The 13505-nt window shown below is 60.5% G+C and carries 12 protein-coding genes; 5 read left to right on the plus strand and 7 right to left on the minus strand.

All coding sequences use genetic code 11. The features are described from left to right. Positions 1–430: 430 nt before the first annotated feature. The gene (locus AB4N74_RS28970) at positions 431–805 is read right to left on the minus strand and encodes a DUF6124 family protein (protein ID WP_099758045.1); all 375 of its coding nucleotides are present in this window, start codon (positions 803–805) and stop codon (positions 431–433) included. A gap of 410 nt (positions 806–1215) precedes the next feature. Next, a complete protein-coding gene (locus AB4N74_RS28975; protein ID WP_460097928.1) occupies positions 1216–2184 on the minus strand; it encodes a LysR family transcriptional regulator in 969 nt (322 codons plus the stop codon). 275 nt (positions 2185–2459) lie between these two features. On the opposite strand from AB4N74_RS28975, the gene AB4N74_RS28980 reads away from it, so the two are divergent. The 4 genes from AB4N74_RS28980 to AB4N74_RS28995 all read left to right on the plus strand — a co-directional run bounded on the left by AB4N74_RS28980 (position 2460) and on the right by AB4N74_RS28995 (position 7359). Further along, positions 2460–3959: an efflux transporter outer membrane subunit gene (locus tag AB4N74_RS28980; RefSeq protein ID WP_093436224.1), complete on the plus strand. Its 1500-nt coding sequence runs from the start codon at positions 2460–2462 to the stop codon at positions 3957–3959. Between the two features lie 140 nt (positions 3960–4099). Beyond that, entirely contained in the window at positions 4100–6292 is a 2193-nt protein-coding gene (locus tag AB4N74_RS28985) for an FUSC family protein (protein WP_460097929.1), read from the plus strand. Further along, positions 6282–6482, plus strand: coding sequence for a DUF1656 domain-containing protein (locus AB4N74_RS28990; RefSeq protein ID WP_007914106.1), 201 nt, complete (start codon positions 6282–6284; stop codon positions 6480–6482). The genes AB4N74_RS28985 and AB4N74_RS28990 overlap by 11 nt, the downstream gene beginning before the upstream one ends. Before the next feature lie 10 nt (positions 6483–6492). Then, positions 6493–7359: an efflux RND transporter periplasmic adaptor subunit gene (locus AB4N74_RS28995; RefSeq protein ID WP_038357606.1), complete on the plus strand. Its 867-nt coding sequence runs from the start codon at positions 6493–6495 to the stop codon at positions 7357–7359. A 130-nt stretch (positions 7360–7489) separates the two neighbouring features. On the opposite strand, the gene AB4N74_RS29000 is transcribed toward AB4N74_RS28995, so the two are convergent. Both AB4N74_RS29000 and AB4N74_RS29005 read right to left on the minus strand, forming a co-directional pair. Next, positions 7490–7888 carry a DUF4440 domain-containing protein gene (locus AB4N74_RS29000; protein ID WP_460097930.1) on the minus strand — a complete coding sequence of 133 codons (399 nt, stop codon included), beginning with the start codon at positions 7886–7888 and terminating at the stop codon, positions 7490–7492. Further along, positions 7885–9255, minus strand: coding sequence for an MFS transporter (locus AB4N74_RS29005; RefSeq protein WP_460097931.1), 1371 nt, complete (start codon positions 9253–9255; stop codon positions 7885–7887). Before AB4N74_RS29005 ends, AB4N74_RS29000 begins: the two co-directional genes overlap by 4 nt. Positions 9256–9364: 109 nt before the next feature. Between AB4N74_RS29005 and AB4N74_RS29010 the strand changes: the two genes are divergently transcribed. Beyond that, positions 9365–10246, plus strand: coding sequence for a LysR family transcriptional regulator (locus AB4N74_RS29010; RefSeq protein WP_257357043.1), 882 nt, complete (start codon positions 9365–9367; stop codon positions 10244–10246). Positions 10247–10355: 109 nt separating this feature from the next. Here the strand turns inward: AB4N74_RS29010 and AB4N74_RS29015 are convergent, their stop codons facing one another. The 3 genes from AB4N74_RS29015 to AB4N74_RS29025 form a co-directional block, all read right to left on the minus strand. Further along, entirely contained in the window at positions 10356–11180 is an 825-nt protein-coding gene (locus AB4N74_RS29015; protein ID WP_116254626.1) for an SDR family oxidoreductase, read from the minus strand. Between the two features lie 35 nt (positions 11181–11215). Then, positions 11216–11680 carry a multidrug transporter gene (locus tag AB4N74_RS29020; RefSeq protein WP_093436253.1) on the minus strand — a complete coding sequence of 155 codons (465 nt, stop codon included), beginning with the start codon at positions 11678–11680 and terminating at the stop codon, positions 11216–11218. 267 nt (positions 11681–11947) lie between these two features. Further along, positions 11948–13399, minus strand: a complete 1452-nt coding sequence (locus AB4N74_RS29025) for a mannose-1-phosphate guanylyltransferase/mannose-6-phosphate isomerase (protein WP_007914094.1) — start codon at positions 13397–13399, stop codon at positions 11948–11950. Positions 13400–13505 lie beyond the last annotated feature (106 nt).

The raw sequence follows: 13505 nt of genomic DNA on the forward strand, positions 1-13505 counted from the left end.
CTGTGTTTGGCTACGCCAAACGGTCGCTGCGCTCCCACGCCCGGATCAATCCCTCCACTCAGCCTTCCGACGTCGCCTTACAGATCAAGAGCTGCAGCCGAGCTAACGCTCATCCTGTTGAGTGGTGAAGAGCACGGGTGTTCGGCTTTTGATTTGCGTTGTTTGCTGCCCCTCACCCCAGCCCTCTCCCGAGGGAGAGGGAGCCGATTTTTGGGCTTTCAAAGTCTGAGTTCGACTCGGTATCGCACGTCGGCGTACCTCGCCCAAACACCGCGATCAGTCCCCTCTCCCTCTGGGAGAGGGCTAGTGTGAGGGGCTCTTGATCTGATTCAGAATTTGTATTCGACTCGGTATTTCACGTCGGCGTAACTCTGCCAAACACCACAGTCAGTCCCCTCTCCCTCCGGGAGAGGGTTAGGGTGAGGGGCTTTTAGCTGTGTGCCGGGGATTGGGAGATTTCGTGGTTATCCAGCACCCGATTCACCGCCAGTTCAGCGAGCATGATGATCTGCTGAATCGCCAGAATCGTGCGCCGTTGCGGCAAGTCGATGTAGGCGGCGATGTCGCTGGTCATCAGGCTGGCTTGTGCCAGTGATTCGCAGGCGTGGACCAGCAGGCTTTCGCTGTCCTGTTCCGGTGCGACCTGGAACATGGTGCTGGGTTTGTGGAAGCGCAGGGTGAGTGCGTTGGGTTTGAGGTAGTGGTCGAGGGCGCGTTCGGCGGCTTCGTGGAATTTCTTTGAGCCGGGGAATTCGTAGGGGGTGGTGTTCTCCGCTTCGGGCGGATTAGGCGTTGGTTTGAACATAGGAAACATACTCGTGGCAAGTTGAGTGAAGCCGCCACTTTTCGTTTTCCAGGCGAAAGGGTGGCAACTGTGCGCGGACTGGAAAAACCGGCCAACTTCCCAAAACCGGCAGGCCCTAGGGCCTCCCGCGCACAGCCGCCATAACATTGCGAGCTAAAAAGCGCCGCAGTATGCCATGAGCTTTGGTAGTTGAAATCGGGTTTTCCAGACCCGGTCGCTGATGCGTCAGCGACACCCAAATCCTAGCCACCGCACTTCCGACGGACAACCTGCAAAACCTGTCGGAAAGATCCGCGAAATCCCCGTTCTGTAGGAGCTGCCGTAGGCTGCGATCTGTTGATTTTTAAACATCAAGATCAAAAGATCGCAGCCTACGGCAGCTCCTACAGAAGACGCATTGTGTTTACAAATCAGTTGGCGACGCGCGCGCCGGCGAGGCTGCCGCTGAGTTCGTAGGCGGCCAATTCGGCTTGATGCGCCGCGAGAATTTCCGGCAACGACCCGCGCAGATACTCAACCCACGTCTTGATCTTCGCATCCAGATATTGCCGCGACGGATAGATCGCATACAGGTTCAGCTCTTGCGAGCGGTAGTTCGGCATGACCCGCACCAGTGTGCCGTTACGCAAACCTTCGATCGCCGCATACACCGGCAACACGCCCACGCCCATGCCGCTGGTGATCGCGGTTTTCATCGCGTCGGCGGAGTTCACCAGAAACGGCGAACTGTTGATGGTGACCATTTCCTGGCCATCCGGGCCGTCGAAGGCCCATTTTTCCAGGGGGATCACGGGGCTGACCAGGCGCAGGCAGGCGTGGTTGAGCAGGTCGCTGGGCTTTTGCGCGGCGCCGTTGGCTTTCACGTAGGCCGGCGAGGCGCAGACGATGCTGTAGGTGATGCCCAGGCGTTGCGACACAAAACCCGAATCCGGCAGTTCGCTGGCGAGCACAATGGACACGTCGTAGCCCTCGTCGAGCAGGTCCGGCACGCGGTTGGCCAGGGTCAGGTCGAAGGTCACGTCCGGGTGGGTTTTGCGGTAGCGGGCAATGGCGTCGATGACGAAGTGCTGACCGATGCCGGTCATGGTGTGCACTTTCAATTGCCCGGCCGGGCGTGCGTGGGCGTCGCTGGCTTCGGCTTCGGCCTCTTCGACGTAGGCAAGGATCTGCTCGCAGCGCAGCAGGTAGCGTTTGCCCGCTTCGGTGAGGGCGATGCGCCGCGTGGTGCGGTTGAGCAAGCGGGTTTGCAGGTGGGCTTCCAGGTTGGAGACCGCGCGCGAGACGTTGGCGGTGGTGGTGTCGAGTTGCACGGCGGCGGCAGTGAAGCTGCCGGCTTCGGCGACACAACTGAAGGCGCGCATGTTTTGCAAAGTGTCCATGGGGTGCTCTCAAGGGAGATGGCAAATTGTGACACGAAGTTTCGGGGGCTGAGACCCCAGACTTAAGGATTATCTCGTTAACCGTAACAAAGATTCACAGAAATCCCAGCTTATCGCCGTACGGGGCCTTCCATAGAATTGCGCCGATCCCTGTAGGCGTTGCCGAAGGCTGCGATCTTTTGATTTTGTTTTAAGGGAATCAAGATCAAAAAATCGCAGCCTGCGGCAGCTCCTACAGAGGAAGCATCGATCCCCTCTCTCAGGAATTCGCAGCTGTGCCGCGTCGCATCAACAGAGCGCTTTTGCCGCTCAGTGTTCTGGCTTTTACCCTGGGTCTTGGCGGCTGCATCTCAACGGACGGAATTGCCCCACAGGGCACGGCAATGGAGGCCAATACACTGGCCACCGATGACGCCATCGCCCACGCCGCCCGTGACGCCAACTGGCCCACCGCGCAATGGTGGCAAGCCTACGGCGACCCGCAACTCAATCGCTGGATCGACCTCGCCGTGCAGGGCAGCCCGAGCATGGCCATGGCCGCTGCGCGAGTACGTCAAGCCAAAGCCATGGCCGGTGTCGCCGAATCCGCCGAGTCATTGCAGATCAATGGCGAGTCGACCCTCAAACGCCACAACTGGCCGACCGATCAGTTCTACGGCCCGGGCGATCTGGCCAACACCACCACCTGGGATAACAACGCCGCGTTGGGTTTCAGCTACGCGCTCGATCTCTGGGGCCGTGAAAGCAATGCCAGCGAGCGGGCGGTGGATCTGGCGCACATGAGCGCGGCCGAGGCGCGGCTGGCGCAGTTGGAATTGCAGAACAACATCGTCCGCGCCTACATCGAACTGTCGCTGCATTACGCGCAGCGCGACATCGTCGCCGCGACGCTCAAGCAGCAACAACAGATTCTCGATCTGGCGCAGAAGCGCTTGAACGGCGGAATCGGCACGCACTTCGAAGTCAGCCAGGCCGAAACGCCGCTGCCGGAAACCCATCGTCAGCTCGATGCGCTGGATGAAGAAATCGCCCTGAGTCGCAACCAGATCGCCGCGCTCGCCGGCAAAGGTCCGGGGGCGGGCGCACAGTTGCAGCGCCCGACATTGTCCCTCGGTGCTGCGCTGAAACTGCCATCGGCATTGCCCGCCGAATTGCTCGGCCAGCGTCCCGATGTAGTCGCCAGTCGCTGGCAAGTGGCGGCGCAGGCGCGCGGTATCGATGTGGCGCATGCCGGGTTTTATCCCAATGTCGATCTGGTCGGCAGTCTCGGTTACATGGCCACCGGCGGTGGCGCGCTGGAGTTTTTGACCGGCAAGAAACTCAACTACAACGTTGGTCCGGCGATCTCGCTACCGATCTTCGACGGTGGCCGACTGCGCGCCGAATTGGGTGAGGCTTCCGCCGGTTACGACATCGCCGTGGCGCATTACAACCAGACGCTGGTGAATGCGCTGAAGAACATCTCCGATCAGTTGATCCGCCGCGAGTCGATGGACAAGCAGCAAGGCTTCGCCGCCGAGTCGGTGGCCACGGCGCAGAAGACCTACGACATCGCGATGATCGCTTATCAGCGCGGCCTCACCGATTACCTCAACGTGCTCAATGCGCAGACGTTGCTGTTCAAGCAGCAGCAGGTGCAGCAGCAGGTGCAGGCGGCGCGGTTGAGTGCGCATGCCGAACTGGTGACGGCGCTGGGCGGTGGACTGGGGGCCGGCAACGATGTGCCGACCGCCGAGAAAACCCAAGTGCCGAAAACCCCGGTTCTCCTGCGTTGAACACACATCAAATTGTAGGAGTGAGCCTGCTCGCGATAGCGGTGTATCAGTCAACAGAAATGTTGGATGTAAAATCGCCATCGCGAGCAGGCTCACTCCTACAGGGATCGCGTCTTGCCTGAATTCTTGAGCACAATTGAATGACTCCCTTGCCCGCACCGATACGCTGGCTCTACGCCCTGGAATGGCGCCGTGGTTTCTTCGACTGGGCGCGCAGCGATGGCGTGACCTGGGTCTACATCTTCAAGGTGTTGATCGCCGCATTCCTCACGCTGTGGCTGGCCATGCGCCTGGAATTGCCGCAACCGCGCACGGCGATGATTACCGTGTTCATCGTCATGCAGCCGCAGAGCGGCCAGGTGTTTGCCAAGAGTTTCTATCGCTTCCTCGGCACGTTGGCCGGGTCGGCGATGATGGTCACGTTGATCGCGTTGTTCGCGCAAAACACCGAGCTGTTCCTCGGTTCGCTGGCGATCTGGGTCGGCATCTGCTCGGCCGGTGCCGCACGTTGCCGCAACTTCCGCGCTTACGGTTTCGTCCTCGCCGGCTACACCGCAGCGATGGTCGGATTACCGGCACTGGCGCACCCGGACGGCGCATTTATGGCAGCGGTATGGCGGGTGCTGGAAATCTCGCTGGGGATTCTCTGCTCAACCCTGATCAGCGCCGCGATCCTGCCGCAAACCGCCAGCGCCGCCATGCGCAACGCCTTGTATCAGCGCTTCGGCGTGTTCGCGCTGTTCGTCACCGATGGCCTGCGCGGGCGCAGCAAAGCCGAAGCTTTCGAGGCGAGCAACGTGCGTTTTATCGCCGAAGCTGTGGGGCTGGAAGGGCTGCGCAGCGTGACCGTGTTCGAAGACCCGCACATGCGTCGGCGCAACGGCCGACTGAGTCGCTTGAACAGCGAGTTCATGGGCATCACCACGCGCTTCAACGCTCTGCATCAATTGCTTGAACGCTTGCGCGGCAATGGCGAAGAACATGTGGTTGCCGCGATCAGACCGGGTTTGCAGGATCTCGCCGAAGTGCTTGACGGCTTCAGCGGTCGTGCCCTGACCAGCCCCGATGCTGCGCGTTTGGCGACAGCGCTGGCGACCTACAAGGAAGGGCTGCCGGCACGGGTTCGAAGCTTGCGGGCAACCTTTCAGGACACTGACCCGAGCGAAGCCGAACAACTGGATTTCCACACCGCCTACGAATTGCTCTACCGCTTCGTCGACGACCTGCACAGTTATGCACAGACCCACGCATCCCTGGCCGATCACCGCCACGAACGAGAGCGCTGGGACGAGCCGTTCACCCCACAAACCAACTGGTGGGCGGCCGCTGCGTCGGGCATTCGCGCCTCGTTCATTCTGGTGGTGCTCGGCAGTTACTGGGTCGCCACCGCATGGCCAAGCGGCGCGACGATGACGCTGATTGCCGCCGCTACCGTGGGCCTCTCCGCCGCTACGCCGAACCCCAAACGTATGGCATTTCAAATGGCCTGCGGCACGTTTCTCGGCGCGCTGATCGGCTTCGTCGAGATGTTTTTCATCTTCCCGTGGATCGACGGTTTTCCGCTGTTGTGCGTGATGCTCGCGCCGGTGATCGTGCTCGGTTCGTTCCTCACTTCGCGCCCGCAATACGCCGGTGTCGGCCTAGGTTTGCTGATCTTCTTCAGCACCGGTTCGGTGCCGGACAACCTGACCATCTACAACCCGTACACCTTCATCAACGACTACATCGCCATGGTCATGGGCATGCTGGTCTGCGCCGCTGCCGGGGCAATTATCCTGCCGCCGAACAGCCGCTGGTTGTGGAAGCGTCTGGAGCAGGATCTGCGTGGGCAAGTGGTTTACGCGATCAGCGGCAAGCTCAAAGGCCTGGCGTCGAGTTTCGAGAGCCGTACCCGTGATTTGCTGCACCAGGCTTACGGTCTCGCGGCCGGGCAGCCGAAGGTGCAGAAGAACCTGCTGCGCTGGATGTTCGTGGTCCTGGAAGTCGGCCACGCGATCATCGAGCTGCGCAAGGAGCAGGCGATTTTGCCGGTGCACCCGGCCTATGCCGAATCGCAACCGTGGCGCCAGGCGATCCGCGTAATGGGTCGCGCGCTGGTGCGGCTGTTTCTGCAACCGAACGCCAGCAATCTCGAACGCGCACTGGTCGCTGTCGATCATGCGATCAGTCGCGTGGCGGCGACCGATGAGCCATTCGCGCCGCACTTCGATACCTCAGCATTGCGTCGGGTGAAGAGCTATCTGCACTTCATCCGCACTTCGCTGCTCGACCCGCAATCTCCACTCGCTGCCTACGCCGTCGCCAAGCCCGAAGGACTTGCCCATGCCTCGTGAAATCGCCTTCCACGGCGTGTACATGCCGACCATGACCTTGATGTTTTTCATCGCTGCGGCACTGGCCTGGGCGGTGGACCGGTTCTTGTCCGGGTTCGATCTGTACCGCTTCTTCTGGCACCCGGCGCTGTTGCGTCTGAGTCTGTTTACCTGTCTGTTCGGCGCCATGGCGCTGACTGTCTACCGTTGAGAACGTCCCGATGAAAAAGTTTTTCAGCCTGCTCGCGACCTTGTTGGTGCTGGCCCTGGCGTTGTGGATCGGCCGCACGCTGTGGGAGCACTACATGAACACGCCGTGGACCCGCGATGGTCGGGTACGCGCCGACATCATCAACGTCGCCGCCGACGTCACCGGTGAAGTGATCGATGTACCGGTGCGCGACAACCAGTTAGTGAAGAAGGGCGATCTGCTCATGCAGATCGACCCTGAGCATTACCGCATCGCCGTCAAACAAGCACAGTCTTTGGTTGCCTCGCGCAAGTCGACGTGGGAGATGCGCAAGGTCAATGCCCATCGCCGCGCCGACCTCGACAACCTGGTGATCTCCAAGGAAAACCGCGACGACGCCAGCAACATCGCCGACGCCGCGCTGGCCGATTACCAACACGCGCAGGCGCAACTGGAAGCCGCCGAACTCAACCTCAAACGCACCGAAGTGCGCGCCGCCGTCGACGGCTACGTGACCAACCTCAATGTGCATCGCGGCGACTACGCGCGCATCGGCGAGGCGAAAATGGCCGTGGTCGACATGAACTCGTTCTGGGTTTACGGCTTCTTCGAAGAAACCAAACTGCCCCACGTCAAAGTCGGTGACAAGGCCGACATGCAGTTGATGAGCGGCGAAGTCTTGAAGGGCCACGTGGAGAGCATCTCGCGCGGCATTTATGACCGCGACAACCCGGAAAGCCGCGAGCTGATTGCCGATGTAAACCCGACGTTCAACTGGGTGCGGTTGGCGCAACGGGTGCCGGTGCGGATTCATATTGATGAAGTGCCGGAAGGTGTGCTGCTGGCGGCGGGGATTACCTGCACGGTGGTGGTGAATCAGAGCGCTGTGGATAACTGATGAACCGAGTCGCTGCCATTCGCGAGCAAGCTCGCTCCCACATTGGATCTGCGGCGCAACCAGGATCCCTTGTGGGAGCGAGCTTGCTCGCGAAGAGGGCGGCTCGGTGTCGCAAGAGAATGCCGAATCTTCAATCAGCACAAAACGTCTCCTGCAAATGCAGCCACAACACCCGCCCGGTTTCGAGTTTTTCAAACACCACGGTCGAACGCCGATCCGTGTGCACACCGCTCGCATCGCTCTGCTGTTCGCGGTAACTCACGGTCGCGCCGCGCTGATGCAAGGCAATCACACGTAACTCACTGAGCTGGATTCTGAAACCCTTCTTCTGTCCGCCTGCGGCTCGAAACAGCACGCGCAAGGCATCGACATCCAGGGCTCGGCCCAACGGCGTCACCATGGAAAAGCGTGGCGAAAAACGCGCCAGCAAGCGCTGCAGCGCGGCGTCATCTTCTTCTACGGCAAACCATCGTTCGATGGCTTCGTGCGCCTGGATCACTTCGTCCAGGTAGGGCGTGGCGTCGTTCATGCAGTTTTTTCCTCAAGGGTAGTCGGGTTCAATAGCGCGAGCACGTGGGTCGAGTCGAAACGCAGGACGGCGACCATCGGCAACAGCGTGAGCAGCGCGGCAGCGATAAAACAGGCTTGGAAACCAACACCGCCCAAGGCGCCCAGAAGTGAACCGAGCAGCGCCGCCGCGAGGCAGAAACCGAGTTGGCGATTGATGTTCCACAGGGCACTGGAGTGGCCCATTTTTTCTGGCGCGATGCCAACAAAGGCCAAGGTCTGCGCGGTGACGCTGCACAGGCTACCGCCCAGCCCCATCAGGGCATAGGCAATGATCAGCGGCGTGCTGGCGGGTTGTTCGCTGCGCATCAGCAAAACGATACCCAGGCATTGCACGAGCATGCCGGCGCTGAGCAATGGCTTGGGGCCGATGCGGTTGAAGTTGCGTTTGCCAAGCATGATTGCCACCCCCGAGCCGACTGCCCACGGCAGCATCAGCGCGCCGGTTTGTGCCGCGCCGACACCGAGGTTGTGCAGGTACAGCACGGCAATCATGTGGGTGCCGGTAAAAACTCCCGGCACGCACAGGTAGATCAGCATCGCCAGACGCAGCGACGGGTTCTTGATCAGTTGCAGGTCGAGGATCGCGCCGGGTTTGCGCCAGCCATCGCGCAGGTAAATGCACAGGGTCAGAAGGCTCAGCAGCAGGGCAACGATGCCGAGGTTACGGGTGTCGGCGTCGCTCAACAGACTGATGGCGATCAACAGTAAACTTAGCGCCGACGCAGCTAGCAGCAGACCGCGGGCATCCAGCGTCGGGCGTTCAGTCAACGGTTGATCGGCTTTCAACCAGAGCAGGCCAAGCCCAAGTGCGAGCAGTGTCACCGGCAGATTCAGGTAAAAAATCCAGCGCCAGGACAACGTCTGAACAATCAAACCACCGGCCGCCGGCGACAGTGCTGGCACCAGCAGCGCCACCAGCAACACCACTCCGGTGAAGTGCGCGCGTTGCGTCGCCGGGAACTGTCGATACGCCAAGGCCTGGCCCACCGGCAGCAGCAGTCCGCCACCGAGGCCTTGCAGCAGTCGCCAGGCAATCAGGCTTTCAATCGATCCCGCCTGCGCCACCAGTGCCGAGCCCACACCGAACAGCAGCAGCGAGGCGAGGATCAAGCGCCGCTCGCCAACCCGGGTCGCCAGCCACACGCTCAATGGAATGATCAGCGTCAGGCCCAACATGTAGGCGTTGCTGATCCACGCCAGTTGCGTCACCGAGGCGTGCAATTGTTGCGCGATGTCGGGGTAGGCGATGCTGGCGACGAACATGTTCAGCAAGTCGAGCGCGAAGCCCAACAAATACACCAGCGCGACTTTCGAGCGATAAGCCATGGCAGCTTCCCTGTGATGAGACGTGCAGGGTAGGGCGCTTCTGGTCATAGGAAAACGCTGGTTTGGCTGCTAGTTTGTCAAAATCATTTTGACAAAGAGTGCCTTGGATATGGTCAGTCTGGATCGGTTTGACACCTTCAAAGCGGTGGTCGAGACGGGATCACTCACGGCTGCTGCCGACACATTGGGGCAAACGCGCGCCGTGGTCAGTTTCAACCTCAAGCGCCTGGAGGAAGAGCTGGGCGTGACCTTGCTCACCCGCAATACGCGGCAACTGGCGCTGACCGATGCCGGTGAGCGCTTTTATCGACGCTGTTTGCGCACATTGGATGAAGCGCGGCTGGCGATCGAAGAGGCGCGTTCCGAGCATGCACAGCTCAAGGGCACACTGCGTATCACCACGACGGTCGAGTTTGCCTTGGCTCAGGTGGTGCCGGCGCTTGAGGTGTTTCGCCAGCAGCAACCACAACTGAATATTCATTTGTCCACATCATCGACCCATGCCGATCTGATTTCCGAGCGGTTTGACCTGGCGATTCGGCTGGGGCGCATGCACGACTCCAATCTGCGTGCGGTGCAGTTGTCGACGTTCGAGGTATTTGCAGTGGCGGCGCCGGGGTTGGTCGAACGCTTTGCACCGGTGGCCACGTTGGCAACGCTGGAGTCGATGCCGACGTTAGGGCATGCGCGGGTGCCGGAACTGACCGTGACCGATCCGGCCGGTACAGAGCATTTCTACCAGCCGAAACCGGGAACCACCGCCATCGTCGCGGACAACTCGGCGACGCTGCGGGCCTTTGCATTGACCGGGCAAGGTGTGGCGATACTGCCGCAATGGTTGATTCAGGACGATCTCGATGCCGGGCGGTTGCAGCGTTTGCTGGTGGATTACCTGTTTGCGCAGCAGGGGGTGTACGCGCTGTACCCGGACACCCGGCATTTGCCGCTGAAAGTGCGGGCGTTCATTGATTTCATGAAAGGCTGGGGATGAGTGTTGGCTGATCTGGCCTCTTCGCGAGCAGGCTCGCTCCCACAGGGGACCTTCGGCATGACAGATATCCAATGTGTGCGAGCCTGCTCGCGAAAGCGTCAACCCGGTCTCAGAGCTTTGCGCGCAACCCGAACCGCTTCATCAATGTCGACTCCAGCAACCCTTTAGGCAACAACGCCGCCAACAACGGCAACGCCCGGCTGCCATTACCAATACGAACCAACCGTGGCGGTTTGCTCTGCTGCACAGCCTTCAACAGTTCAGCGGCAAACTCACTGGCCGGGGTCGGCTTGTCCTGCGACGCCTTGGCCCGCGCGCGAATGCCTTCACGCAGTGGAAACCACGGCGATTGTTCATTGATCAACTGCTCGGCTTCATGCCCGGCGTTCTTGGCAAAACTCGACTGGATGGCCCCCGGTTGAACCTCCATGACGCGAATGCCGAACGGTGCCAGTTCCATGCGCAAGGCATCGCTCAAAGCATGCACTGCCGCTTTCGAGGCGCAGTACGCACCGGCGAACGGTGTGACCAGAACCCCTGAAACGCTGCCGATATTCACCACCAGCCCCTTGGCCCGGCGCAGCACCGGGAACAGCGCGCGGGTGACGCCGACAATCGAAAACACGTTGGTTTCGAATTGACGCTGCATGGCCGCCACACCGCCGTCGAGCAGCGGTCCCATGGCGCCATAGCCGGCGTTGTTGATCAGCACATCGAGGCCGCCGTGTTGCTGGTTGATCCGCTCGGCGAGTTGTTCCAGCGCCGCATTGTCATTGACGTCGAGTTGCACGGCTGTGAACCCGGCTGCCGCCAGCACCGCCACGTCTTCAGTCTTGCGCGCACTGGCCCAGACTTCGTATCCGGCGGTTTTGAACGCATCGGCGAGGGCGCGGCCGATGCCGCTGGAACAACCGGTAATCAACGCAACGGGCATGGCGCATTCCTTGTGCAAAAAATCGGGGGAGGGGATCAGTCGGAGAAACTACCCTGCAATCGCTCGGCGCGAAACTCCAGGGTTTGCGGGCGATATCCGGGGCGCAGGGGCGGCATCGGCAGGCAGTCTTCCCATTCGCCGCCGGCCTGCAATTCGCCGGGGCCGCGATAGCGCGGGGCGGTGTATTGGTTGTCGGCCAGATTGACCGTGTCGCCCGGCGCGTAGGCAGCGATGCGCCAGCGCAGTTCGGTCAGGGGCACGTCGTTGCCGTTCTTCATTTTCAGTTGCAGCGGACGATCGGCCGGGCATTGTTCGGGGGCGTAGGCAATACGCATCTCAAGGCGCGCCAGTTGCTTGATCTCGCGGTTGTCCAGCCACACCACCCACATGGCCACGAAACCCAGGCCAATCGCCGCCGCCACCGACACCGGCAGGGCCTTGGCCGGGTAGCGCAACAGCAGGATCAACCAGGTGATGACCAGCAGAATGCCGATGAACATGTCGCACAACCTCGAAAAGAGAGAGGGTCATCCTACCTAAGCGTAGGTGAGGTTGGCGATGGGCATCGGGACTTGCGGTGTCTGACCGGGCCTCTTCGCGAGCAGGCTCGCTCCCACAGGGGAGTGCATTTCAAGTGTGGGAGCGAGCCTGCTCGCGAAGAGGCCATTTCAGGCGACACAAAATCATGACAAAAAAAGCCCCCGCCCAACCCGCTGCGGATAGGGGACGCAGCGGGCTGGACGGGGGCTTCTTGTTTTATCGATCAGTTATTGCGCGATGGTTTTCACCGACACGCCGCGTTCGATCGGGGTGGAGCGACCGTAGATATCTTCGAAACGTTCGATATCGTCTTCACCCAGGTACGAACCCGATTGCACTTCGATGATTTCCAGCGGGATCTTGCCCGGGTTGCGCAGGCGGTGCACCGAGGCGATCGGGATGTAGGTCGACTGGTTCTCGCAGAGCAGGAACACGTTTTCATCGCAGGTCACTTCAGCAGTGCCGCTGACCACGATCCAGTGCTCGGCGCGGTGGTGGTGCATCTGCAGCGACAGGCATGCGCCCGGTTTCACCGAGATGTGCTTGACCTGGAAACGCCCGCCCATGTCCACCGAGTCGTACGAACCCCACGGACGGTACACCTCGCAGTGGTTCTGGGTTTCGCTGCGGCCCTGTTCGTTGAGCGTGTTGACCATTTGCTTGACGCCCTGAACCTTGTCTTTGTGGGCGATCATCATGGCGTCTTTGGTCTCGACCACAACGATGTTTTCCAGACCGATCACCGACACCAGTTTGCCGTTGCCGTGGATCATGCAGTTCTTGCTGTCCTGAATGACCACGTCGCCTTTGGTGACGTTGCCGTTGGCGTCTTTCTCGTTGACTTCCCACAGCGACGACCAGCAACCGACATCGCTCCAGCCAGCGGTCAGCGGCACGACGCAGGCACGCTGGGTTTTTTCCATGACGGAGTAGTCGATGGAGTTGTCCGGGCAGCAGGCGAAGGTGGCTTCGTCGAAGGTGATGGTGTCGGCGTCCTGCTGGCTGCGTTCGAGGGTCAGCAGGCAGGTGTCGTAGATGTCCGGATCGTGCTTTTTCAGTTCTTCGAGGAAGCGGCTGGCGCGGAACAGGAACATGCCGCTGTTCCAGTAGTAACCGCCGGATTCGACGTACTCGGTGGCACGTTTCACGTCAGGTTTTTCGACGAAGTGCGAAACGCGGCTGACGCCTTCTGGCAGCAGCGAATCGCCGGTGGATTTGATGTAGCCGTAACCGGTTTCCGGTTTGGTCGCCGGCACGCCGAACAGGACCATTTCGCCGTTTTCGGCAGCGACGGTGGCCAGAGCCAATGCGCGTTGCAGGGCTTTCTGGTCTTCCAGTACGTGGTCGGCCGGCAGTACCAGCATCAGTTCGTCACGGCCTTCATTGACCAGCATCATCGCGGTCAGCGCTACGGCTGGCGCAGTGTTGCGGCCGAACGGTTCCATGAGAATGCGTTGGCATTCCAGTTTGCGATTGGCCAACTGCTCGTTGACGATGAAGCGGTGATCCTTGTTGCAGACCACGATCGGGGTGTCCATGCCTTCGAACACCAGACGCTCGAGGGTCTGCTGGAATAGAGTGTGTTCGCCGGTCAGGGCGAGGAATTGCTTAGGGAACTGCTTACGCGAAAGCGGCCAGAGACGCGAACCGCTACCACCTGACAAGATCACCGGAATCATATTGTTTACTCCATAAAATCGATTGGTTAGAGGCACGAACGCTGTGTCGTTTCACTCTTGTTTTTGTTTCGTATCCGAACTGACAACCCGATCCCCTGTAGGAGTG

It is taken from the genome of Pseudomonas sp. H3_C08 (genome assembly GCF_054669455.1).